Here is a 22,636-nt window from a genome sequence, read left to right on the forward strand (position 1 = left end):
TCATGCGGTGGTTGATCGCCGCTGTGGTGCTGGTCGCCGTCCTCGCGGGTCTCCTGCGGTGGCGGCGGCCCGCCTGGTACTGGCTCTCCTTCGGCGTCACGTTCGCCACCTGCCGGGTCCTCGGCCGGTACCGGGCGGTCATGGACGCCTGCGGGCTCACCGTTCCGCCGCCCCGCTGGCGCCTCGCCATCGCCCGGATGGCGAACCGGCCCGTTCCCGAACCGCGGGCGCCGCGCATCCTGCGGCTCCGGCCCACCCGTACCGGGCTCGTCTTACGGCTGGGGCTCCGGCCCGGGCAGGACGCCTTCGACGTGGCGGCCTCGTGCGACCGGCTCCGGCACTCGTTCGGGATGTTCGGAGTCACCTCGCGGGAGATCCGCTCCGGTGTGGTCGAACTCCGGATGACCGGGTACGACGTGCTCCGGCGGGTTCAGATGCCGGCGCGGGCCGAGCGCTCGATAATGCGGGTGCCGGTCGCTCTGCGGGAGGACGGGGACGTCCACTACCGCGACTACCGGACCACCCCGCACGCCCTCACCATCGGCGCCACCAAGTCGGGGAAGTCGGTCTACCAGCGGAATTTGGTGGCCGAACTCGCCGCTCAGGAAGTCGCCTTGGTGGGGATCGACTGCAAGCAGGGGGTGGAGCTGTTCCCTCTGGCCCGGCGGTTCTCCGCGCTGGCCGACAACCCCGACACCGCCGCCGACCTGCTCGATGCCCTCATCGCGCACATGGAGGACGTCTACCAACTCATCCGCGCCGAACAGCGCATCACCGCCGACACCCCGGACGCCGACATCGCCGCCGACATCTGGGACCTCCCCGACCACCTCCGGCCCGTGCCCATCGTCCTTCTCGTGGACGAGGTCGCCGAACTCGCGCTCTTCGCCACGAAGGACGAGGAGAAGCGGCGCGACCGAATCATCACCGCCCTCGCCCGGCTCGCCCAGCTCGGCCGTGCCGCCGGCATCTACCTGGAGATCTGCGGGCAGCGCTTCGGCTCCGAACTCGGCAAGGGCATCACCATGCTCCGCGCCCAACTCAGCGTCCGTACCGCCCACCGTGTCAACGACGAGACCAGCGCCAACATGGCCTTCGGCGACATCGCGCCGGACGCCGTCCTCGCCACCGTCCAGATTCCCGTCTCCGCTCCCGGCCTCGCCATCACCGGCGACGCTTCCGGCGGCTGGTCCCGCATCCGGACGCCCCACACTTCGCTCCGCGCCGCCGTGGACGCTTGCAACAAGCACGCCCACCTGACCCCGGACCTGCCCGCGCTCGACGCGTTCCGGCCGGTCCTCGCCTCGCCCGCCGTGCCTGTGGCCATCCCGGCCCCGGTGGTCCCGGCGACTCCCTGAGGCTTCCTACTCCCCTGGCCGGCGCGGCCTCCTCGCGCCACGTCCCTACCCCCGCCATGCCCGAAACGCCCACCAAGGAGGTGCCGTCATGACCAGCAAGCTCCGCGTCGACGCCGTGCTGGTCCAAGCCCTGATCGCAGGTGCGCTGTCCTTCGCCCACTTGCACGACCTGGCCGCCGCTGCCGGGCAGACCGGATGGAAGGCGTGGGCCTACCCCGTCTCCGTCGACCTCCTCCTGGTCGCCGCCTGGCGCCGGCTCCGCACGGACGGCTCGTCTCGGCTCGCCTGGTGCTGGTTCCTGGTCTCGCTCTTCGCCTCGCTCGGCGCCAACGTCGCCACCGCCGGCTTCCTCGACCTCGCCGCCCCTCCCGCCTGGCTGCGCTTCGGCGTCGCCGGATGGCCCGCGGTCGCCTTCCTCGGAGGAACGCTGCTTGCCCATTCCGCGCCTGCCCCTGCCGCAGCTGTTGAGCCGGAGCCTGCGGAGCCAGAGTACGTACCCGAGCCGGAGGACAGCGGGGACGCCGAGCCCGTGACTCAGCCGGACATCGAACCGGTAGACGTGTCCGCCCTTCCCGCCCCAGCGCCCGAGCCTGCTCCCGCCGTCCCGGCCGCCCTCGTCGAGCACGCCCGCAAGGTCGCTGCCGACCACCACGCCCGTACCGGCGCCCCCATCGATACCGACACCCTCCGCGCCCGCCTCGGCGTCCCCGCGCCCATGGCCAGCGCCATCGCTGCCCAACTCGCCTGAACCGGAAGGAGAACGGCATGTCCGCCCGCGACCACTTCCACTCCCTGATGCGCATCGGCCCCGTGCAGATCGGCACCCACCACGACCGCCACGGACGCACCAAGTACGCGGCCGTCTGCACCGCCGACCGCTGCGGCTGGTCCGCCGACTACTCCAGCTCCTCGGCCGCCCAGCTCGCGGCCCGTACCCACCGCTGCCGCCCCATCGACTGAACGGAGACCGTCCGTGGACGTCCCACTCTGGTTCACCCTCCTCGTCGTCGGCGCCCTCGGCATCAAGCTGATCCGCCCGCCCTGGTGGCTCGTCGCCGTGCTCCTCCTCGGCGGCTTCCTCCTCGCCGACAGCCTCCTGGCGCCCGTCATCGACGCCGCCGTCTCCGAGTGACCCGACCCGTACGGACCCGACCCGCCCGGAAAGGAGAACCACCCATGCTCCGCCCCAAGATCCCCACCATGCCGACCCCGGTCGGCGTCACCGCGCCGCCCGCCGTCGTCCAGCCGACCGCCGTGGATCCCGCGCCGCAGACCATGGCTCCGGCTGCGGCCCCGGTCGTCCCGACCGCCCGGCCCACCGCCCAGATCACCCCCGGCAGCGTCCTCGCCGTCGTCGGCGCCGGCACCGCCGTGGTCCTGGTCGTCGGCACGGTCCTGGTCTCGATGCTGCTCGCGACCGCCGTCACCGCCGCCTCGGTCGCCGTCTGCGCCGTCGTCGTCCGCTCGCTGCTCACGTCCCCGAACAAGCGCCGCCGCTGACCGGCCCCCGGGCGGCCTCGATACCGCCAAGCATCCGCCGCCCGGGAGCCGTACCCCTCGCCGATCTCTCGACCGGAAGGAAGACCCATCATGGCCCAGCCCATCGCCGCGACCGCGGCGGGCCTGGACCCGGCCACCCTGCACGACGTCCTCCGCGTGGCCGCGAACCCCGACTTCGACCGTTGGAAGGAGCAGGTGCACCGCACCGGTGGCTGCTCCGATCCCGTCCACCTCACCGGCTGGTCCCTCGCCAAGGACCGCACATCCGGCGAGACCCTCCGCCGGTACTCCACGGAGAGCGAGCCCGGCGGACGCCTCCGCGTCGCCTGCGGCAACCGCCGGGCCTCCCGCTGCCCCTCCTGCGCGCACACGTACGCCGGGGACACGTACCACCTGATCCGTGCCGGCCTCGCCGGTGACGAGACCAAGGACATCCCCGCGACCGTCCGCGACCACCCCCGCGTGTTCGTGACGCTCACTGCCCCGTCCTTCGGGCCCGTCCACAACCGGCCCGACCGGGGCGCCTGCCGCTGCGGCGTCCGGCACCGGGACGACGACCCTGCCCTGGGCACCGCCCTCGACCCCGACTCGTACGACTACGCCGGCGCCGTCCTCTTCAACAACCACGCCGGTCAGCTCTGGCAGCGCTTCACCAACCGCCTCCGCCGCGAGCTGGCCGCCCGCGCCGGGCTCACGCAGCGCGCCATGAAGGACGTCCTGCGGGTCTCGTACGGGAAGGTCGCCGAGTTCCAGAAGCGCGGCGCCATCCACTTCCACGCCGTCATCCGGCTCGACGGACCGGACGGGCCCGACAGCGCGCCGCCCTCCTGGGCCACCGTGCCGCTGCTGGAGGACGCCATCCGGGCCGCCGCCGTCCACGCGTACACCACCATCACTGTCCCGGCCGCCAGGGAGCAGCCCCGCCGGCGGTTCCAGTGGGGACGACAGCTCGACGTCCGTCCGGTCAAGGCGTTCGGGGACGGCTCCGACATCACCGAACAGGCCGTGGCCGCGTACGTCGCCAAGTACGCCACCAAGGCCGCAGAGACCACCGGCAGCCTCGACCGCCGGATCGGCAACCGGGAAGTGCTCGACCTCCTCGACGTCCCCGACCACCCCCGCCGCCTCATCCAAGCCTGCCTGGACCTGGCCCCGCTCTACCCGGACCGCAAGCTCAGCGCCTGGGCCCACATGCTCGGATTCCGCGGGCACTTCTCCACCAAGTCCCGCCACTACTCGACCACCCTCGGCGCCCTTCGCCAGATCCGCGCCGACTACCGCGCCGCCCAGGACGACCACGCCGACGACCCGGCCACCGTGCTCGTCCTCGCCACCTGGCAGTACGCGGGCCACGGCCACTCCCCCGGCGAGGCCGCCCTCGCCGCCACCATCGCCCGGGACATCCACCTCAACCGCCAGACCGCACGGGAAGCACTCCGCCTGGAAGGAGCCGCCGCATGACCACCGCCACCGTCGAACTCCTCACCGTCCCGGAGGTCATGAAGCGGCTCAAGCTCGGCCGCTCGACCGTCTACGACCTCATCCGCTCCCGCCGCCTGGTCTCGATCAACGTCGGCCGGTCGCGCCGCGTCCCCCTCGACGCCGTCCGGGACTTCATCGACCACCAGATCGAGGAGGCCGCCTGATGGCCACCCAGCGCAAGCGCAACCCCAACGGCGCCGGCACCATCACCCAGCGGTCCGACGGCCGTTATCAGGCGGCTGTCTACGTCCTCCAGCCGGATGGCACCCGCGCCCGGAAGTTCGCCTACGGCAAGACCTGGGCCGAGTGCGACGCCAAGCGCCGCGCGCTCCTCGACAAGGTCGACAACGGCGTTCCCGTACCGACCCGTTCGATGAAGCTCTCCGAGTGGCTGCCGTACTGGCTGGACAACATCGTCAAGCCGCGCCGCAAGAAGACCACCGCGGCCAAGTACGAGGTGCACGTCCGGCTCTACCTCGTCCCGATGCTCGGCTCCAAGCGGCTGGAATCCCTCGGCGTCGCCGACGTCCGGCGCTTCCTCGCCCAGTTGGAGAAGAAGACCAGCGCCGCCACCGCCAAGGAGTCCCACCGGGTCCTGCGTACCGCCCTCACCGCCGCCTGCCGCGAGGAGCTGGTGAGCCGGAACGTCGCGACGCTCGTCGAGCCGCCGACCGTCGCCGCCCGGGAGCTCTCCCCCTGGTCCCTGGACGAGACGCTCGACTTCCTCGCCGCCGCCCGGAAGGACCCGCTCTACGCAGCCTTCGTGCTCGCCATCGCCCTCGGCTTCCGCCGCGGGGAGGTCGTCGGCCTCCGCTGGGAGAACGTCGACCTCGACAAGCGGGAGATCCGGGTCAGGACGCAGCGGCAGCGGGTCGCCGGTGAGGTGTACGAGGACGACCCCAAGGGGCGCCGGCGTAAGCAGACGCTTCCCCTCCCCGCGATCTGCGTCGCTCCCCTGCGGTGGCAGCGTCTCAAGCAGGCCGCCGCCCGGGAGCGTGCAGGGGAGAAGTGGACGGAGACCGGGTACGTCTTCACCACGCGCACCGGCCAGCCCATCGAGCCGCGCAACCTCTACCGCTCGTTCACCCGCGTCGCGAAGAACGCCGGTCTCCGCGTCGTCCGGCTGCACGACGCCCGGCACGGCACGGCGACGCTCCTGACCGCCGCCGGCGTCCCGCCCCGCGTCGTGATGGAGATCCTCGGGCACAGCCAGATCGCCGTGACGATGAACGTCTACACCCACGTCGTCCAGGACACGCAGCGGGAGGCTGTGGGTCACGTGGATCGGCTGCTCAGGAGTCGTCCCCGGTCATGATCGACCGCTCCCGTTGATGTCAGAAATAGATGTCAAAGGCCCCTCGCCATGATCGGCGAGGGGCCTTTGTGCTGGTGGGCGCGGACGGTTTCGAACCGCCGACATCTGCTTTGTAAGAGCAGCGCTCTACCCCTGAGCTACGCACCCGTGGAAGGCAACAGGGTACATGGCGTACGGGTGGGTGGGGCAAACCGGTGGTGGGGGGACAGCCCCACCTCTGGTGGGTGGGTTGCCGGATCGTGGGTGGGGGCGGGGGTGCGTAGGTTCGGGGGGTCGGGTCGTGGCCGGGTGTAGGGATCTTGGGGGTTGTCGTGGGTGGGTGGCGGCGTGGGGTTGCCGGGGTTGTCGGGGGGATCGTGCTCGTGGGTGGGGTCGTGGGGTGTGGGAGGTCCGGGGTAGAGGAGGCTCCTGTGGAGCGGCGGGCGTTCGCGTTCGGTGGGGACGCGCTCGTCGTGGAGGTGGAGGGGTCCGATGTCGTGGTCGTGCCCGATGACGTCGAGGACGTGCGGGTCGAGCGGCAGGTCGAGGGGTGGGTGTTCATGGGGAGCGGGCCCGAGGCCCGTTGGGGGCTGGCGGACGGGCGGCTGTCGCTGCGGGTGGAGTGCGGCGGCGTCGCCTCGAACTGCGGGGCCGCGCACCGGGTGCGGGTGCCCCGGGCCGTGGCCGTGTCCGTCGAGGGGGACGACGGCGACGTGACCGTCGAGGGGTTCGCCACGCCGCTGAAGGTGCGCTCGGAGAACGGGGACGTGCGGGTGCGCTCGGTGTCCGGGACGCTCGACATCGGGGGCGACAACGGGGACGTGACCGTCGAGGCGTCGACGACCTCGCCCGAGGTGGTGGCCCGGTCCGAGAACGGCGACATGCGGATCACGCTGGGGGCCGTGCCCCGCCGCGTCGACGTCGCCGGCGACAACGGCGATCTGACCATCGCGCTGCCCTCCGCCGCGTACGACGTCACGGGCGCCTCCGAGAACGGCGACCGCCGCGTCGACGTCCCCGAGGGCCGCGACAGCGGCCGCACCGTGAGCGTCCGCAGCGAGAACGGGGACGTCGTCGTGCGTACCGCGAACTGATCGGCCCGTGTGTTCGTCCTTACCGGTGGGAGAATGAACCGGACGGGTCACGGCGGACACAGCGCGGGAGAGGGACGTTGGCGGCGAGCGGCGAGACATCCTCTGGAGGCGGCACGGGGGACGGTACGGCACCCGGGGCCGTTTCCACCTGGCGGCTGGCCCTCGCGCTGCCCCTGCTCGCCGCCGCGCTGCTGCCGCAGTCGTTCGCCGGCGGGGGGTCCCGCCGGTGGTTCGGCGGGCGCGGGGAGGGACAGCGGGCCGAGGCGCAGGCCGCGAAGGACGCGGCCGCCGCGGCCTTCTACGAGCTCGACACCGCCCAGCGCGGGCTGCGGATCACCATCGAGACGATCACCGCCGTCGACGGGTCCCCCGAGGCGCGGCAGGCCGTCGAGAGGTTCGCGGCGCTGGGGCGGCGGATCGACGAGGTGTCGCACGCGTACATCTCCGCCGTCGACGCGCACGACCTCGACCGGGACGAACTGGACGCCGGTACCGCCTCCCGGGCCCGCGCCGAACTGACCCGCGCCAGGGAGGAACTGGAGCGGGTCAAGGGGGAGCTCGACCGGTTCGAGAGCGGGCTCGCGCCGCTGCTCGGGCGGGCCGAGACCCAGCTCGCGCGGCTCGCCCCCGCCGTCGAGCGGGCCCGGCAGGCGCTGCGCGGGGCGAGCGACGCGCTCGACGCCGTACGCGGGAAGGGGCTGCGCGCCGACGACCTCGCGGCCCGGCTCGCCGCGCTCGGGCCCGAGCTGACCCGGCTCAACGAAGGCGCCGGCCGGCACGGCGTCGCCGACACGCTCCAGCGCGCCGACCGGGTGCTGCGGGACGCCGAGGCGGTACGGGTCGAGGCGGAGCGGCTGCCGGAGCGGGCCGCCGAGATCGACAAGCGGCTGGTGTCGCTGCGGACCCGGGCGCAGGCCCTGACGACCCGCTCGGAGGCGGTCGAGCCGGTGCTGTCGGAGCTGCGCCGCAGGTACACCGTCGCCTGCTGGCAGGACCTCCAGCATGTGCCGGAGCAGGCCGCCGGGGCCGTACGGCAGGCCGAGGAGCGGCTGGCGGAGGCCACCGCGGCCCGGGCCGAGCAGCGGTGGCCGGACGCGACCGCGCTGCTCTCGACCGTACGGGCCCTGCTCGACACCACCGGGGAGGCCGTGTCCGCGGCCGGGGACCGGCTCCGGCGGCTCGACGCCGTGGCGAAGGACCCGAAGGCGGAGACGGACCGGGCCAGGTTCGCGGTACGGGACGCGCAGCGGCTCGCCATGGAGGGCCGGCAGCGGCCCGATCCGCGGCACGCCGGGCCGCTCGACGCCGCCGTGGCGCGGATCGACCAGGCCGTCGCCGGGCTCGAAGGGCGCCACCCCGACTACTGGCACTTCCTGATGGAGCTGGAGGGGGTACGGGCCGCGGCCGCCGCCGTCGTCACCGCCATCCGCGAGGAGCGGGGCGCGGGCGCGCACTGAGCGGCCGCCGGCCGCTGCCCCGGCGCTCCCCCGCCGCTAACCTGGCCCCATGCCTCGTTACGAATACCGCTGCCGCACCTGTGGTGACACCTTCGAGCTGAGCCGGCCGATGGCCGAGTCCTCGGCCCCCGCCGCCTGCCCCGCCGGGCACGACGACACCGTGAAGCTGCTGTCCGCCGTGGCCGTCGGCGGGTCGGCCGCGGCCGGCCCCGCCCCGGGCGGGAGCGGGGGCGGAGGCGGCGGCTGCTGTGGCGGGGGCTGCTGCGGCTGACCATCGGCCGACGGTCGGCTCACGGTCGGGTGAGGGACGCTGCGGCTGACGGTCGAGGGACGGTCGGGTGAGGGACGCTGCGGCTCACGGTCGGGTGACGGTCGGGTGCAGGACGCTGCGGCTGACCGTCAGGCGAGGGCGTCACGGCTGACCGTCCGCTGGCCCGCGTGACGGTCGGCTGACCGTCACGCGCGCGCCGCCCCGGCTGCCGGCCCGCTGAACGTCAGGCGCGCGCCGCCGCGCGGAAGCGGCGGAGGATCTCCTCGCCCGCCGCCACGCCCCGCTCCGCGAGGACGTCGAGGTGCGGGGCGGTCCACGCGGTGTCGGCGAGTTCGCCGTGGCCCGGGCGCCAGGCGCGGTCCGCGGCGAGCAGCAGGTCCGCGTCGAGGAGCGAGTCGCCGGCGGCGAGGGTGAGCGCGGCACCGGTGCGCCGGGCGACCTCGCGGACGGCGGCGCTCTTCGTCAGCGGCTTCGGCACCGCGTACACCTTGCGGCCCTGCAGCGAGACCGTCCACCCGCGGTCGCCGGCCCAGGCGCCGAAGCGGTCCAGCCAGTCCTCGGGGAGCCGCTCCCGCTCGACGACCAGGTAGGCGAAGAGGTCCTCGGCGACCCGGTGCTTGCGGACCCAGGACAGGTCCGTCGTCGCGGTGAGGTAGGCGCGGATCTCGGAGAGCGGCGCGCACTCGTCGGCGAGCCGGGCGACGACGGAGGCGTGCCAGTCGGCGTCGGTGACGCCGTCGACGAGGATGTGCCCGCCGTTGGCGCAGATCGCGTACTTCGGTGTGCTGCCGGGGAGTTGGATGCGCTGGTACTGCTTGCGCGTCCGGGTCGTGGTGGGCACGAAGACGGTCTCGGCGGTGAGCCGCGCGAGGAGGTCGGCGGCCTCCTCGGTCATGTACGAGAGCGGCTTGGACTCGTGGACCTCGACGCACAGCAGCCGGGGCGCCTGCGCGTCCGGCATGCCGAGGGCGAGGGCCGCGGTCGAGTAGATGAGGGTGCGGTCGAGGTCACTGGCGACCAGCGTGGGGGTCGTCACGGGGGTCCTCGCGGGTGTGGGCACGGCGGTCGTCGCGGCCGTGGGCACGGGCGTCGTCGCGGGCGTGGGCAAGGGCAGGGGCGTGGCCACCGGCATGGGCGTCGTCACGGGCGCGGGCGCAGCCACGGGTGTCGGCACGGACGTGGCCACAGGCTCGGGCGTCGGCGTCGGCGTCGGCGTGGGCGTCGGCGTGGGCGTGGGCGTCGGCGTGGGCGTGGGAATGGTCATCGGGACGCCACCGCCTTGCCGTCGGCGCCTGTCGCACCCCTGGTGTACTGGGGGTGGATCAGGCCCACGCAGGTGTACGGGAGGCCGTCGACCTCCTCGACCGGGACGCCGCGCTGCTCCGCGAGGAGCCGGACGTGGGCGAGGTCGGCGCCGGCGCCGCGCCGGGCGAGGATCTTCCAGGGGACCCGCCTCAGGAGGACGCGGGTGGTCTCGCCGACGCCCGGCTTGACGAGGTTGACGTCGTGGATGCCGTACTCCTCGCTGATCCGCTCGACGGCCGCCCAGCCCTCCCAGGTGGGGGTGCGGTCGCCGGCGAGGAGGTCCTTCACGTCGCGGTCGACGGTGTCGGCGACCTCGTCGAAGCGGGCCTCGACGGCGTCGAGGAAGGTGTTCGAGACGTCGGCGCCGGCCAGTTCGCGGTAGAACTTGGCGCCGTGGAAGTCGTCCGCGCCGACCAGGTCGGAGCGGAGCACCGTACGCGATATCAGGCCGGAGACGGTGGAGTTGAGGCAGGCGGAGGGGATGAGGAAGTCCTCCCGCGTGCCGTAGACGCGGACGCAGGAGCCGGGGTCGGCGAGGACCGCGATCTCCGGGTCGAATCCGGCGAACTCCTCGGACTCCCGCAGGGCGGCGGCGAGTTCGCGGGTGATGGCGCCCTTGCCGGTCCAGCCGTCGACGAAGACGACGTCGGCGGGGTCGTGGTGGGCGGCGAGCCAGCGCAGGGCGTTGGCGTCGATGCCGCGGCCGCGGACGATGGAGACGGCGTAGTGGGGCAGTGCGAGGCCGTGGCGGCGGTGCGCCCAGCGGCGCATGAGGACGCCGACGGGGGTGCCGGCGCGGGCGAGCGACACGAGGACCGGCGGGCCGGGGCGGTCGGACTTCTCGGCCAGGACGGTCTCGGTGACGATGCCGACCGCGTGGGCGATGCGGGCGGCGGTGGCCTCCAGGGCGCTGTGGAAGAGCTCCTGGTAGCGGTCGCTCGGCTGGTATTCGACGGGCAGCGACTCGGCGTAGTGCGCGCCGCCGCTCTGGATGGCTTCCTCGCGTTCCTCGGTGGGCGCCTCCAGCTCGACGTCCGAGAGGTCCTGGAGCAGCCAGCCGACCTCCTCGGGGGCGTACGAGGAGAAGGCGGGGCCGCGGAGGGGCTCGGGCAGCATGGAGCTCCTTTCGGGAGCTTCGGATCCGATGACTACGGATGATCCGGTCGCTTCGGATTCGGTTTCGGCGACCGGTTCCACGGCCGCCTGCGGGTGCGGTGCGGACGGGACGACCGGTTCCACGGCCTCCCTGGTCTGCGGCGCGTACGACGGGACGACCGCCAGGACGACGTGCGGGATGTGGGCGGCGAGCTGGGCGAGCAGGCCCTCGGGGGCGTGCAGCTCGGGGGTGTCGGCGGCCGAGTCGACGACGGCGACGACGGCGTCGTAGCCGCCGCCCGCCACGTTGTAGGCGTACCGCTCGCCGGGGCCGTCGGCGGGGGTGTCGTGGGCGGGGAAGACGAGCCGGGTGCGGATGGCGTAGCCGGGGTCGTCGACGGCGAGGACGGGCGAGCGGGTGGTGGTGGAGTACCGGACGTCGAGTCCGGCGTCCTCCAGTGCTCCGGCGAGCCGCAGCGGCGCGTACATCAGCTCCTCGAAGCCGAGGACGAGCACGCGGGGGGCGCGGGGGGTGTGGGGGGCGGCGCCGGGTGCCGGCGCCGGGTCGGCCGTGCCGACGGCCAGGGCCTCGGTGAGGGCGTCGGTCATCGCCGGCAGGGCCGCCTCCAGGCGGGCGCGGTGGGCGGGCGTGAAGCCGTGCCGGCCGCCGTCGGGGAGTTCGGCGGGCCAGTCGAGGTCGACGCGTACGGGGGTGGCGACGGCGGCGTACCCGCCGCGGGAGCGCGGGGCCGGGGCCGTCCCGCCGGCGGGCTCGTGCCGGGCGACGAGCTCCTGGCCCTTCTCCAGGACGCCGTCGGGGAGGCCGACGGTGCCGGCGGCCAGGCTGATCAGGTCGACGCGGGCGCCTATCTCGGCGGCGAAGCCGGTGAGCCGGTCGCGGTCGGCGGGGGCGCGCATGTCGACGAGGGCGACGACGACGTACCGGTCACGGGGGTAGCGCTCGTGGAGGCCGCGGATGGTGTTGAGGACGGTGTTGCCGGTGGAGAACTCGTCGTCGACGAGGACGAGGGGGCCCTTGCCGGCGAGCAGCTCGGGGTCCTCGGGGAGCAGCAGGTGCGAGGTGGCGTGGGAGTGGGACTCCTCGAAGCCGCCGGCGGTGGTGACGCCGGCGACGGGGCGGCGGGTGGAGTGGAGGTACGGGGCGGAGCCGAGGCCGTCGGCGACGGCGTGGCCGAGGGCGGTGGCGGTCTCCGCGTAGCCGAGGACGACGGCGTTCTCGGCCTCGTCGGCGCCGAGGAGCTCGCGGACGCGCAGGCCGAGGCCGAGGCCGGAGCCGTAGACGACGGAGGGGTGCTGCGGCACGTGCTTGCCGAGCACGCTGGAGACGAGCAGGTGGGCCCGCTTGGGGTTGCGGCGCAGGGCGAGGCCGAGGAGTGCCGTCAGCTCCTCGTCGCCGACGAGCTCGACGCCGAGCCGCTCCGCGACCCATGTTCCGGTCCACACCACGTCGCCGCAGTCCTTTCTTCGGCCGGCCGGGGAGCCGGCCGGATCTTCGGCCGGCCCGGGCCGGCGGTGAGCAGTCAGCCGGCGAGGCCGGCGGTGAGCAGTTCCACGAAACCGACGTCCTCGCGGGCGACGCCGAAGACCTCGGCGCGGACGAGGGTGCGCTCGGCCCAGGCGCGGTGCGGTTTCACTTCGTTCATCTTGTTCGTGTAGGCGGAGCGGAGCACTCCGCCGCCGCCCTGTTCGGGCCGGAGGATGTCCTGGGCGTCGCTCCACTCCTCGTGGCTGACCACGGAGAGCGCGTGGACGGGCAGCACGTGGGTGGGGTGGATGCAGGTCTTGCCGAGGAGGCCGTTGGCGCGGTCGAGTTCGATCTCGCGGAGCAGGCCGTCCATGTCGTGCTCGATGAGGGCGGTGCGCAGGTCCTCGGCGCGGCCCTCCAGGAAGGGGCTGCGGCGCAGCTGGGGCTTGAAGATGCGCTCGCCGGGGCGGAAGTACTCCCAGACGGGGCCGGTGATGGTGAAGCCGGTGCCGTCGGCGCGGCCGAGGACGTTGACGACGTCGGAGATGACGTGGGCGACGACCTTGACGTCGTAGGCGGTCATGTCGGGCGAGCGGCGGAGCCCGTAGGCGGAGCAGAAGTCGGTGACGCCGAGGCGGAGGGCAAGGACGCGGTCGCGGTACTTGTCGGTGATCGCGGCGATGCCGGCGAGGGTGTCGGCCCGGGTCTCCAGGTGGAGGAGTTCGGGGGACTCCAGGACGGGCATGGCGTAGAGGCGGCGTCCGGCGGTGTGCTCGGCCCGGGTGAGGGCTTCGAGGAAGGCGGCGCCGCGGGCCTCGGTGAACTTGGGGAGTACGAATCCGGACAGGAGGCCGATCGTGTCGCCGAGGCGGGTGGTGAGGTCGGTGATCTGGTGGGGTTCGCGGACGCGGATGAAGAGGAGGGGTGCGTCGGGGCCGCCGGCGGCTCGGGCGTCGGCGAGGTCGCGGAACTGGCGGACCAGGTTCTCCTCGCCGGCCTCGACGTCGGCGTCGCTGATCGAGTCCTCCAGGCAGAGGACCATGGAGACGACGCCGCGGGCGGCCTGCTTGCGGATGTCGTCGGCGAGCCGGGGCCGGGTGGCGGGGCTGTAGAGGGTGGCGCCGAGGGCGACCGCGAGCGTGCGGGCGGGCGAGTCGGCGGTGAACTCGGCCGGCTCGCGGTGGAACAACCCGTTCCGCGCCGCGGACGGGATGTGCCCGAAATGACGCATGAAAGTCCCCCGTCTGATCGCCTGGGCCCTGTCGACATGTGGCCGGTAATAGTACGTAGGTGCGGGTGTCCGTAGTTCCCACCCTGCATGAAATCCAGGTAACTCGTCCCCATCGGGCACCTCTCTTCCCCTTGATTCCGCCAGGTGGGCACTCCGTGATTCCGCCATGTGGACCCCTCTTGATTCCGTCAGGTGGACGAGGACGGCTCGGGCCGGCACGCACGCGGCGCGGGCGCCGGGACGTCACCGGTGGCGGCTGCTCCGCTACCCGTGGTGCCCCCGCGTTGTCCCCCGGTCGGGCAGGAGGGCAGGATGGCGGTCATGACGCACGCGATGCTGAAGGGCTCCAACGTCCCTCTCGACACCGCGGCCGTACGGGCCGTGCTCCGCTGGACCCCGGGCCCCGGGGTCCCCGACGTGGACGCCTCGGCCCTGGTCCTCGGTCCTGACGGGCGGGTCCGCTCCGACGAGGACTTCGTCTTCTACAACCAGCCGCGCCATCCCTCGGGCCTGGTGCGACGGCTGCCGAAGAAGCGGGTCGCGGACGGCCTCACGGACACCGTCGAGGCCGATCTCGGCGCGCTCGACCCCTCCATCGACCGGGTGGTGCTCGCCGCCTCCTCGGACGGCGGGACGTTCCGCTCGGTGACGGACCTGCGGATCGTCCTGTACGACGCCGCGGCCGTGCCCGAGCGCGAGCTGGCGCTGTTCGACGTGACGGCGGAGACCGGCGAGGAGACCGCGGTCATCTGCGGCGAGCTGTACCGCAGGGGCGAGGGCTGGAAGTTCCGGGCGGTCGGCCAGGGCTATCCGACCGGCCTGGTGGGCCTGGCGACGGACTTCGGCATCTCGGTCGACGAGGACACCGAAGACGCCGCGGACACCGAGGAGCCGGACGCCGGGCCCGGGACGGCCGCCGAGAGCCCCGTGGACCCGCTCGCCGAGACCGCGGCCGTGGACGCCGGAGAGGCGGGTACGGGCTCCGCCGCGCACGGTGACCTCGACGCGACCGTCGTACACGCCCCCGTGCCGCCGGTCCCGCCGGTCCCGCCCATGCCGGACCGGGCGCCCGCCTACGGCTACCCGCAGCCGCAGGTGCCGGGCCCCGGGCCCGCGTACGGCTATCCGCAGCCCGTCCACGCCGGGCACGGCGCGGAGCCGGCGCGGGAGTTCCGGATGCCGCCGATGGGGCCGCAGTTCCAGAACAACCGCTCCTAGCCCCCGCCGGGGGGTCGCGGTCAGGTCTTCGTCTTGTAGCCGCGGCCCCACTGGAGGCCCCAGCCGTACAGGCGGTCCAGCTCGGCCTGGAAGCCGTAGACGAACCGCACCTCGCGCCGGACCAGCAGCTCGCCCTTGCTGTTGTCCACGGAGAAGACGGCGCAGGAGCGGGCCTGCGGGGCGCGCTCGTCGAGCTCGATCTCGATCCGGGGGCCGTTGCTCGGGTAGAGGGTGATCTTGGCGTGCGTGCGGTCGAAGGCCGGCGTCTGGTCGTAGATGTACGCGAAGAAGAGCAGCCGCTTGATCTCGTCCTGGTGGTCGAGGTTGACGAAGATCGTCTCCCCCGAGGGGGCGCCGAACCGGTCGTCGCCGCTGAGCTTCACGTACGGGGCGGCGTTGAGGTCGCCGAAGAAGCCGCCGAGCGGCTGCACCACGCCCTTGCTGCCGTCCTTGAGCTCGTAGAGGCAGCCGAGGTCGAGGTCGACGTTGACCATGCCCTGGGTGTGCGCCTGGACGACCTCGGGCCGGAAGAACTGGGCCGGGTTGCGCAGCAGCCGGCCGCTCTGGCGGGAGCGGCCCTCGATGTCGGAGGTGCGCATCCGCCAGGAGAGGTTGACGCGGAGGTTGCCGGTGGCGCCGCCCTGCTGGGCGAGCGAGACTGTGGGGCGGCGCCTGGTCAGGTCGATGGTGTGGGACGCGCCCACACCCGTGTCGAAGGACGTCGTCCGCCCCGGAATCAGGTTGTCCCAGAAGGCCATCGGGCCCCCACCCCCCACATCGGTCGCTTGCCCGGCCGTCACACGCCCGCGGGGCGACCGGACGGGCCGGTCGCCCCGCAGGGAAGCGTTCCTCATTGTCCCCGGTGTCACACCCCGTGGCGGGGCGCACACCCGGGTGCAGGGTGTCACACCCCGGAGCTCACCTCGGCCTTGTCGCCGGAGGAGCCGGAGCCGCCCTCGGCCGCCGCGAGCGCGCGGTTGCGGCGGACGGAGGACCAGAAGGACCAGCCGATCAGGACGACGCCGATGAGGCCGGTGATGACCTCGTTGATCTCGTACTGGATGGTGATGAGGAGGAGGACGGCGAGGGCGCCGATGGCGTAGTGGGCGCCGTGCTCCAGGTACACGTACTCGTCCAGGGTGCCCTGCTTGACCAGGTAGACCGTGAGGGACCGGACGTACATGGCGCCGACGCCGAGGCCGAGCGCCATCAGGACGATGTCGTTGGTGATGGCGAAGGCGCCGATGACGCCGTCGAAGGAGAAGGAGGCGTCGAGGACCTCCAGGTAGAGGAACATGAAGAAGGCGGCCTTGCCGGCCAGCTGGACGGCGGAGACCTTCTTGCCGCTGCGCCGGGCCGCTTCCTCGGCCTCGTGCTCGCGCTCCTCTTCCTCCTCCAGCTTGTTCTCGAAGAAGCCGGAGAGACCGCCGACGACGAGGTACGTGATGAGGCCGGCGATGCCGGAGATGAGGACCGTCTGCGCCTTGTCGACGTGCGTGCCGCCGTGCTGGTGGGCGTGGGTCGCGAAGGTCATCGAGGTGACGAGCAGGACGATCAGGGCGATGCAGACCGACAGCATGTCGACCTTGCCGAGCTTGGCCAGCGGGCGCTCCAGCCAGCCGAGCCACTTGATGTCACGGTCCTCGAAGATGAAGTCGAGGAAGATCATCAGCAGGAACATACCGCCGAAGGCCGCGATCGAGGGATGCGCGTCGGTGACGAGTTCCTGGTAGCGCTCGGCGTCGTTGAGCGCCAGGTCGACGGCCTCGATCGGGCCGATCTTGGCGCTGACCGCGACGATCACGACGGGGAAGACCAGTCGCATTCCGAAGACGGCGATCAGAATGCCGATGGTGAGGAAGATCTTCTGCCAGAAGGCATTCATCTTCTTCAGGATGCCGGCGTTGACCACCGCGTTGTCGAAGGAGAGCGAGATCTCGAGGACGCAGAGGATCGCGACGATCCCGAACGCCTCCCACCCCCCGTAGAACACCGCGGCGACCAGGCCGAGCGCGGTGATCGCGAACGACCAGCCGAAGGTTTTCAGAACCACTGCCTACCCCATTGTGTGATAACGCGGCTTTACGAAACGTTGACCCCGAAGTCTAGAGCGATGCCCCGCAGCCCGGACGCGTACCCCTGACCGACCGCGCGGAACTTCCATTCGCCGTTGTAGCGGTAGAGCTCGCCGAAGATCATCGCGGTCTCGGTCGAGGCGTCCTCGGAGAGGTCGTAGCGGGCCAGCTCCTGACCGTCCGCCTGGTTCACCACGCGGATGAAGGCGTTGGAGACCTGTCCGAAGGTCTGGCCGCGGTTGTCGGCGTCGTGGATGGAGACCGGGAAGACGATCTTGTCGCACTGGGGCGGGACGCGGGTGAGGTCGACGATCAGCGACTCGTCGTCGCCGTCGCCCTCACCGGTGAGGTTGTCACCCGTGTGCTCGACCGAACCCTCGGGGCTGCGCAGCTGGTTGTAGAAGACGAAGTACTCGTCACCGAGCACCCGGCCGGCCTGACACATCAGCGCGCTGGCGTCGAGGTCGAAGGGGGCTCCGGTGGTGGACCGCGCGTCCCAGCCGAGGCCGACGAGGACCTTGACGAGGTTGGGTGCGGCCTTGGAGAGGGAGACGTTGCCTCCCTTGGCGAGCGTGACGCCCATGGTGTTCGGTTCCTCCCCGGTGGATGCTGCTGCCATGAGGCACGTCCGGCGCCGCACGTGAGGTGCGGCGCCGGACGTCGTCGAGCGGGGTCCGGTCCGGGCCTCGACGGCCCGGACCCGGACGGCCCTGAAGGTGTTCGGCTCAGACGTTGACGCCGAAGTCCTGCGCGATGCCGCGCAGGCCCGAGGCGTAACCCTGGCCGACCGCGCGGAACTTCCACTCCGCGCCGTGGCGGTACAGCTCGCCGAAGACCATGGCGGTCTCGGTCGAGGCGTCCTCGGAGAGGTCGTACCGCGCGATCTCGGCGCCGCCGGCCTGGTTCACGACGCGGATGAACGCGTTGCGCACCTGGCCGAAGGACTGCTGGCGGTTCTCGGCGTCGTAGATGGACACCGGGAAGACGATCTTGGACACGTCGGCCGGCACGCCGGCCAGGTTGACCTTGACCTGCTCGTCGTCGCCCTCGCCCTCACCGGTGAGGTTGTCACCGGTGTGCTCGACGGAACCGTCGGCGCTCTTGAGGTTGTTGAAGAAGACGAAGTCCTGGTCGTTGCGCACCTTGCCGGCCTCGCTCACCAGGATGGCGCTGGCGTCGAGGTCGAAGTCCGTACCGGTGGTGGTGCGGACGTCCCAGCCCAGACCGACGGTCACGGCGGTGAGGCCAGGGGCCTCCTTGGTCAGCGAGACGTTGCCGCCCTTGCTGAGGCTGACTCCCACGAGTCCCTCCATTGGTTTCCAGGGGCAGCGCCCCCAGTCGTGCGTTGGCATCGGATCAACGACTGGATCCTAGTGACGGGTTCCCAGTCGAAACAGGCGATTCGCCCGGGGAATCGGGGGGTGTCGGCCCGAAGCGGCCGAATTCCGGCCCGTCGCGGCGGCTCAGAGGGTTTCGAGGGCCTTCACGTACGCGTCGAGGTCGCGGGCGTCCGGCAGGGCGTTGACGACCGTCCAGCGGACGACGCCCTCCTTGTCGATGATGAAGGTGCCGCGGACGGCGCAGCCCTTGTCCTCGTCGAAGACGCCGTAGGCGCGGGACGCCTCGCCGTGCTTCCAGAAGTCGGAGAGCAGCGGGTACTCCAGGCCCTCCTGCTCGGCGAAGACGCGCAGGGTGTGGATGGAGTCGTTGGAGACGGCGAGGAGCTGGGTGTCGTCGTTGACGAACGTCGGCAGGTTGTCGCGGAGCTCGCACAGCTCGCCGGTGCACACGCCGGTGAAGGCGAACGGGTAGAACAGCAGCACCACGTTCTTCTCGCCGCGGAAGTCGGAGAGCCTCACGGTGCGCCCGTGGTTGTCCTTGAGCTCGAAATCGGGGGCCTTGGTGCCGACCTCGATCGCCATCTCGTACGCGTCCCTTCGACGGGGCCCGGCCTCTGGGCCGAACCGGTGAACCCCACCCTACGGCCTGGCCGGCGAAGGGCCGCGCGCCGCCGGCGGTGGCGCCGGAAGCGCGAAAGCCCCCGCCGTGGCGACGGCGGGGGCTTCGCGCAGCAGGGGATCAGCGCTTGGGAGTGGCCAGGCGGGTGCCCGTCCAGTCCTTGGCGACGCTGATGCTCTTGGTCTGGGAGAGACCAGCGGTCTGCGCGGCATCGTTGATGTCGCTCGGCTCGATGTAGCCGTCGCGGCCGGTCTTGGGGGTCAGCAGCCAGATGTTGCCGCCGTCCTCCAGCAGACCGATGCTGTCCACCAGTGAATCGGTGAGATCACCGTCCTCGTCACGGAACCAGAGGACGACGGCGTCTGCGACGTCGTCGAAGTCCTCGTCCACGAGCTCCTGGCCGATGATGGACTCGATGCCTTCACGGAGATCCTGGTCGACGTCGTCGTCGTAGCCGATCTCCTGGACCACCTGTCCGGGCTCGAACCCCAGCCTCGCCGCCGGGTTGGTCCGCTCCTCCGCGTGGTCCGCGGTCGCGCTCACGGCTTGCCTCCTGATCATGTATCGGAAAATGCTCGGGCCGCGCATGCGCGCGGCGCTGGCCGTAGTCCACACGTGACGGGGCGGATCGCGCAAGTACCCGGCCGTGGAGACCGCCGAAACGGTGACGTTTGGGGCCGTCTCACCGCAACTTCCGGCCGCGGCCGGCAGCGCTCCGTGATCAGGCGTACACGATTCGTCCCGCTTCGCGGGCTTCTGCGGTTTCAGTCTGCCGAACGCTCTACCGAAACGCATGCGCGGATTGGGCGTAAGGTTGCGATTTGACCGTACCTCCTGCGGAGGGAGGACGCAGGGAGGATTACCTCTCGGTAAAGATGACGTGTGCCGCGAGCCGGGTACACGATGGACGTCCCGGCCTCGGACATCCCGGCCTCAACGGGGCTCCCCTCCCTCGTGGGGCTCCCCCCGACCAGCGAAGGAACAGCGTGGCTCCCGGATCCGATCGCAACCCGATCATCATTGGCGGCCTTCCCAGCCAGGTCCCGGATTTCGACCCCGAAGAGACCCAGGAGTGGCTCGACTCCCTCGACGCGGCCGTCGACGAGCGGGGCCGTGAGCGGGCCCGCTACCTGATGCTCCGGCTGATCGAGCGCGCCCGCGAGAAGCGGGTGGCCGTGCCCGAGATGCGCAGCTCGGACTACGTCAACACCATCGCCACCAAGGACGAGCCCTTCTTCCCCGGCAACGAGGAGATCGAGCGCAAGGTCCTCAACGCCACCCGGTGGAACGCGGCCGTGATGGTCTCGCGCGCCCAGCGCCCCGGCATCGGCGTCGGCGGGCACATCGCCACCTTCGCCTCCTCCGCCTCCCTCTACGACGTGGGCTTCAACCACTTCTTCCGGGGCAAGGACGAGGGCGACGGCGGCGACCAGATCTTCTTCCAGGGCCACGCCTCCCCCGGCATCTACGCCCGCGCGTTCCTCCTCGACCGGCTGACCGCGACCCAGCTCGACGGCTTCCGGCAGGAGAAGTCGAAGTACCCGGACGGGCTGTCCTCGTACCCGCACCCGCGGCTGATGCCGGACTTCTGGGAGTTCCCGACGGTGTCGATGGGCCTCGGCCCGCTCGGCGCGATCTACCAGGCGCGGATGAACCGGTACATGGAGGCGCGCGGGATCGCCGACACCTCCAAGTCCCATGTGTGGGCCTTCCTCGGCGACGGCGAGATGGACGAGGTCGAGTCGCTCGGCCAGCTCTCCATCGCGGCCCGCGAGGGGCTCGACAACCTCACCTTCGTCGTCAACTGCAACCTCCAGCGGCTGGACGGCCCGGTCCGCGGCAACGGCAAGATCATCCAGGAGCTGGAGTCGATCTTCCGGGGCAACGGCTGGAACGTCATCAAGCTGATCTGGGACCGCTCCTGGGACCCGCTGCTCGCGCAGGACCGGGACGGCATCCTGGTGAACCGGCTGAACACCACGCCCGACGGGCAGTTCCAGACGTACGCGACGGAGACCGGCGCGTACATCCGCGAGCACTTCTTCGGCGACGACCACCGGCTGCGGGCGATGGTCGAGTCCATGTCGGACCAGCAGATCCTCCACCTGGGCCGCGGCGGCCACGACCACAAGAAGATCTACGCGGCCTACGCGGCGGCCAAGGCCCACAAGGGCCAGCCGACGGTGATCCTGGCGCAGACGGTCAAGGGCTGGACCCTCGGCCCCAACTTCGAGGGCCGCAACGCCACCCACCAGATGAAGAAGCTGACGGTCGACGACCTCAAGCGCTTCCGCGACCGGCTGCACATCCCGGTGACCGACAAGGAGCTGGAGTCCGGCCTGCCGCCGTACTACCACCCGGGCCGGGACTCCGAGGAGATCCAGTACATGCACGACCGCCGCAGCTCGCTCGGCGGGTACGTGCCGACCCGGGTCGTGCGGGCCAAGCCGCTGGCGCTGCCGGAGGACCAGACCTACGCGGCGGTCCGCAAGGGCTCGGGACAGCAGTCGATCGCCACCACCATGGCCTTCGTCCGCCTCCTCAAGGACCTGATGCGGGACAAGGAGATCGGCAAGCGCTTCGTGCTGATCGCGCCGGACGAGTACCGCACGTTCGGCATGGACTCCTTCTTCCCGAGCGCCAAGATCTACAACCCGCTGGGGCAGCAGTACGAGGCGGTGGACCGCGAACTCCTCCTCGCCTACAAGGAGTCCCCGACCGGCCAGATGCTGCACGACGGCATCTCCGAGGCCGGCTGCACGGCCTCGCTGATCGCCGCCGGCTCGGCCTACGCCACCCACGGCGAGCCGCTGATCCCGGTCTACGTCTTCTACTCGATGTTCGGCTTCCAGCGGACCGGCGACCAGTTCTGGCAGATGGCCGACCAGCTGGCGCGCGGCTTCGTCCTGGGCGCCACGGCCGGCCGCACCACGCTGACCGGCGAGGGCCTCCAGCACGCGGACGGTCACTCGCACCTCCTCGCTTCGACGAACCCGGCGTGTATCTCCTACGACCCGGCGTTCGGCTTCGAGATCGCGCACATCGTCAAGGACGGTCTGCGCCGGATGTACGGCCCCCAGGCGGAGGACGTCTTCTACTACCTGACGGTCTACAACGAGCCGATCCAGCACCCGGCCGAGCCGGAGGACGTGGACGTGGAGGGCATCCTCCAGGGCATCCACCTCTTCAAGCGGGCCGGGGCGGGCGCGATCCCGGCGCAGATCATGGCCTCCGGCGTCGCCGTCCCGTGGGCGGTCGAGGCACAGCGGATCCTCGCCGAGGAGTGGAACGTCCGGGCCGACGTCTGGTCCGCGACCTCCTGGAACGAGCTGCGCCGCGAGGCGGTGGCGGTCGAGGAGCACAACCTGCTCCACCCGGACGAGGAGCAGCGCGTCCCGTACGTGACCCGCAAGCTCCAGTCCGCCGAGGGCCCCTTCGTGGCGGTCTCGGACTGGATGCGCTCGGTGCCGGACCAGATCTCCCGCTGGATCCCCGGCCCGTACACCTCGCTCGGCGCCGACGGCTTCGGTTTCGCGGACACCCGGGGCGCCGCCCGCCGGTACTTCCACATCGACGCCCAGTCGGTCGTCCTCGCGGTGCTGACCGAGCTGGCCCGCGAGGGCAAGGTGGACCGCGCGGTCCTGAAGCAGGCGGTGGACCGCTACCAGCTCCTGGACGTCGCGGCCGCCGACCCGGGTCCCGCGGGCGGCGACGCCTGACGGTACCCGGCGGGGAGCAGTTCCTGGTCAGGGGCGGTGGGACCGGCGGTCCCGCCGCCCCTGGCGCGTTCCTTCCCGGCGCGTTCCTTACG

Annotated in this window: 22 protein-coding genes and 1 tRNA gene; 13 read left to right on the forward strand and 10 right to left on the reverse strand. The window is 72.0% G+C overall.

Translation table 11 applies throughout. From position 1 onward, the window contains the following. Positions 1–2: 2 nt before the first annotated feature. The 8 genes from ACIGHB_RS21535 to ACIGHB_RS21570 all read left to right on the forward strand — a co-directional run bounded on the left by ACIGHB_RS21535 (position 3) and on the right by ACIGHB_RS21570 (position 5,655). Positions 3–1,358, forward strand: coding sequence for an FtsK/SpoIIIE domain-containing protein (locus ACIGHB_RS21535; protein ID WP_399915153.1), 1,356 nt, complete (start codon positions 3–5; stop codon positions 1,356–1,358). Positions 1,359–1,446: 88 nt separating this feature from the next. Next, positions 1,447–2,106, forward strand: a complete 660-nt coding sequence (locus ACIGHB_RS21540; RefSeq protein ID WP_399915155.1) for a DUF2637 domain-containing protein — start codon at positions 1,447–1,449, stop codon at positions 2,104–2,106. 17 nt (positions 2,107–2,123) lie between these two features. Continuing rightward, positions 2,124–2,318, forward strand: a complete 195-nt coding sequence (locus tag ACIGHB_RS21545) for a mobile element transfer protein (protein ID WP_399915157.1) — start codon at positions 2,124–2,126, stop codon at positions 2,316–2,318. A gap of 13 nt (positions 2,319–2,331) precedes the next feature. Then, positions 2,332–2,490 carry a hypothetical protein gene (locus ACIGHB_RS21550; RefSeq protein ID WP_107063396.1) on the forward strand — a complete coding sequence of 53 codons (159 nt, stop codon included), beginning with the start codon at positions 2,332–2,334 and terminating at the stop codon, positions 2,488–2,490. Positions 2,491–2,534: 44 nt separating this feature from the next. Continuing rightward, complete coding sequence (locus tag ACIGHB_RS21555) at positions 2,535–2,858, forward strand: SpdD-like protein (RefSeq protein WP_399915159.1); 324 nt, start codon at positions 2,535–2,537, stop codon at positions 2,856–2,858. 90 nt (positions 2,859–2,948) lie between these two features. Beyond that, a complete protein-coding gene (gene repSA / locus ACIGHB_RS21560; protein ID WP_399915161.1) occupies positions 2,949–4,319 on the forward strand; it encodes a replication initiator protein RepSA in 1,371 nt (456 codons plus the stop codon). Beyond that, complete coding sequence (locus ACIGHB_RS21565; RefSeq protein ID WP_399915163.1) at positions 4,316–4,504, forward strand: helix-turn-helix domain-containing protein; 189 nt, start codon at positions 4,316–4,318, stop codon at positions 4,502–4,504. Before repSA ends, ACIGHB_RS21565 begins: the two co-directional genes overlap by 4 nt. Further along, entirely contained in the window at positions 4,504–5,655 is a 1,152-nt protein-coding gene (locus ACIGHB_RS21570; RefSeq protein ID WP_399915165.1) for a tyrosine-type recombinase/integrase, read from the forward strand. The genes ACIGHB_RS21565 and ACIGHB_RS21570 overlap by 1 nt, the downstream gene beginning before the upstream one ends. Before the next feature lie 72 nt (positions 5,656–5,727). Here the strand turns inward: ACIGHB_RS21570 and ACIGHB_RS21575 are convergent. Next, a tRNA-Val gene (locus tag ACIGHB_RS21575) sits at positions 5,728–5,802 on the reverse strand. Between the two features lie 263 nt (positions 5,803–6,065). Here ACIGHB_RS21575 and ACIGHB_RS21580 point away from each other — a divergent pair. From ACIGHB_RS21580 to ACIGHB_RS21590, 3 genes are all read left to right on the forward strand, one after another. Beyond that, complete coding sequence (locus ACIGHB_RS21580; RefSeq protein ID WP_399915167.1) at positions 6,066–6,728, forward strand: DUF4097 family beta strand repeat-containing protein; 663 nt, start codon at positions 6,066–6,068, stop codon at positions 6,726–6,728. A 77-nt stretch (positions 6,729–6,805) separates the two neighbouring features. Continuing rightward, entirely contained in the window at positions 6,806–8,185 is a 1,380-nt protein-coding gene (locus ACIGHB_RS21585) for a hypothetical protein (protein ID WP_399915169.1), read from the forward strand. A gap of 49 nt (positions 8,186–8,234) precedes the next feature. Further along, positions 8,235–8,456 (forward strand): zinc ribbon domain-containing protein, encoded by a 222-nt coding sequence (locus tag ACIGHB_RS21590; RefSeq protein ID WP_399915171.1) that lies wholly within the window; start codon positions 8,235–8,237, stop codon positions 8,454–8,456. Positions 8,457–8,679: 223 nt separating this feature from the next. On the opposite strand, the gene ACIGHB_RS21595 is transcribed toward ACIGHB_RS21590, so the two are convergent. The 3 genes from ACIGHB_RS21595 to ACIGHB_RS21605 all read right to left on the reverse strand — a co-directional run bounded on the left by ACIGHB_RS21595 (position 8,680) and on the right by ACIGHB_RS21605 (position 13,573). Then, complete coding sequence (locus ACIGHB_RS21595; RefSeq protein WP_360311385.1) at positions 8,680–9,492, reverse strand: HAD family hydrolase; 813 nt, start codon at positions 9,490–9,492, stop codon at positions 8,680–8,682. A gap of 224 nt (positions 9,493–9,716) precedes the next feature. Next, positions 9,717–12,323 (reverse strand): phosphoribosyltransferase, encoded by a 2,607-nt coding sequence (locus tag ACIGHB_RS21600; protein ID WP_399915173.1) that lies wholly within the window; start codon positions 12,321–12,323, stop codon positions 9,717–9,719. Between the two features lie 74 nt (positions 12,324–12,397). Beyond that, complete coding sequence (locus tag ACIGHB_RS21605) at positions 12,398–13,573, reverse strand: HpcH/HpaI aldolase/citrate lyase family protein (protein ID WP_360311381.1); 1,176 nt, start codon at positions 13,571–13,573, stop codon at positions 12,398–12,400. A gap of 312 nt (positions 13,574–13,885) precedes the next feature. On the opposite strand from ACIGHB_RS21605, the gene ACIGHB_RS21610 reads away from it, so the two are divergent. Beyond that, the gene (locus ACIGHB_RS21610; protein WP_399915176.1) at positions 13,886–14,791 is read left to right on the forward strand and encodes a TerD family protein; all 906 of its coding nucleotides are present in this window, start codon (positions 13,886–13,888) and stop codon (positions 14,789–14,791) included. A 20-nt stretch (positions 14,792–14,811) separates the two neighbouring features. Here the strand turns inward: ACIGHB_RS21610 and ACIGHB_RS21615 are convergent, their stop codons facing one another. From ACIGHB_RS21615 to ACIGHB_RS21640, 6 genes are all read right to left on the reverse strand, one after another. Further along, on the reverse strand, positions 14,812–15,549 hold the full coding sequence (locus tag ACIGHB_RS21615) for a Tellurium resistance (protein WP_360311377.1): 738 nt from the start codon (positions 15,547–15,549) through the stop codon (positions 14,812–14,814). Positions 15,550–15,695: 146 nt separating this feature from the next. Continuing rightward, positions 15,696–16,844, reverse strand: coding sequence for a DUF475 domain-containing protein (locus tag ACIGHB_RS21620; protein WP_360311375.1), 1,149 nt, complete (start codon positions 16,842–16,844; stop codon positions 15,696–15,698). A gap of 29 nt (positions 16,845–16,873) precedes the next feature. Then, positions 16,874–17,449, reverse strand: a complete 576-nt coding sequence (locus ACIGHB_RS21625; protein WP_360311473.1) for a TerD family protein — start codon at positions 17,447–17,449, stop codon at positions 16,874–16,876. A 142-nt stretch (positions 17,450–17,591) separates the two neighbouring features. Further along, positions 17,592–18,167 (reverse strand): TerD family protein, encoded by a 576-nt coding sequence (locus tag ACIGHB_RS21630; RefSeq protein ID WP_360311373.1) that lies wholly within the window; start codon positions 18,165–18,167, stop codon positions 17,592–17,594. A 162-nt stretch (positions 18,168–18,329) separates the two neighbouring features. After that, the gene (locus ACIGHB_RS21635) at positions 18,330–18,788 is read right to left on the reverse strand and encodes a peroxiredoxin (protein ID WP_360311371.1); all 459 of its coding nucleotides are present in this window, start codon (positions 18,786–18,788) and stop codon (positions 18,330–18,332) included. A 157-nt stretch (positions 18,789–18,945) separates the two neighbouring features. Then, on the reverse strand, positions 18,946–19,368 hold the full coding sequence (locus ACIGHB_RS21640; protein WP_360311369.1) for a DUF3052 domain-containing protein: 423 nt from the start codon (positions 19,366–19,368) through the stop codon (positions 18,946–18,948). A 443-nt stretch (positions 19,369–19,811) separates the two neighbouring features. On the opposite strand from ACIGHB_RS21640, the gene aceE reads away from it, so the two are divergent. After that, on the forward strand, positions 19,812–22,544 hold the full coding sequence (gene aceE / locus ACIGHB_RS21645) for a pyruvate dehydrogenase (acetyl-transferring), homodimeric type (protein ID WP_360311367.1): 2,733 nt from the start codon (positions 19,812–19,814) through the stop codon (positions 22,542–22,544). Positions 22,545–22,636 lie beyond the last annotated feature (92 nt).

Origin of the sequence: Streptomyces sp. NPDC085460 (genome assembly GCF_044541975.1) — a bacterium.
In the GTDB taxonomy this organism is placed as follows: Bacteria; Actinomycetota; Actinomycetes; order Streptomycetales; family Streptomycetaceae; genus Streptomyces.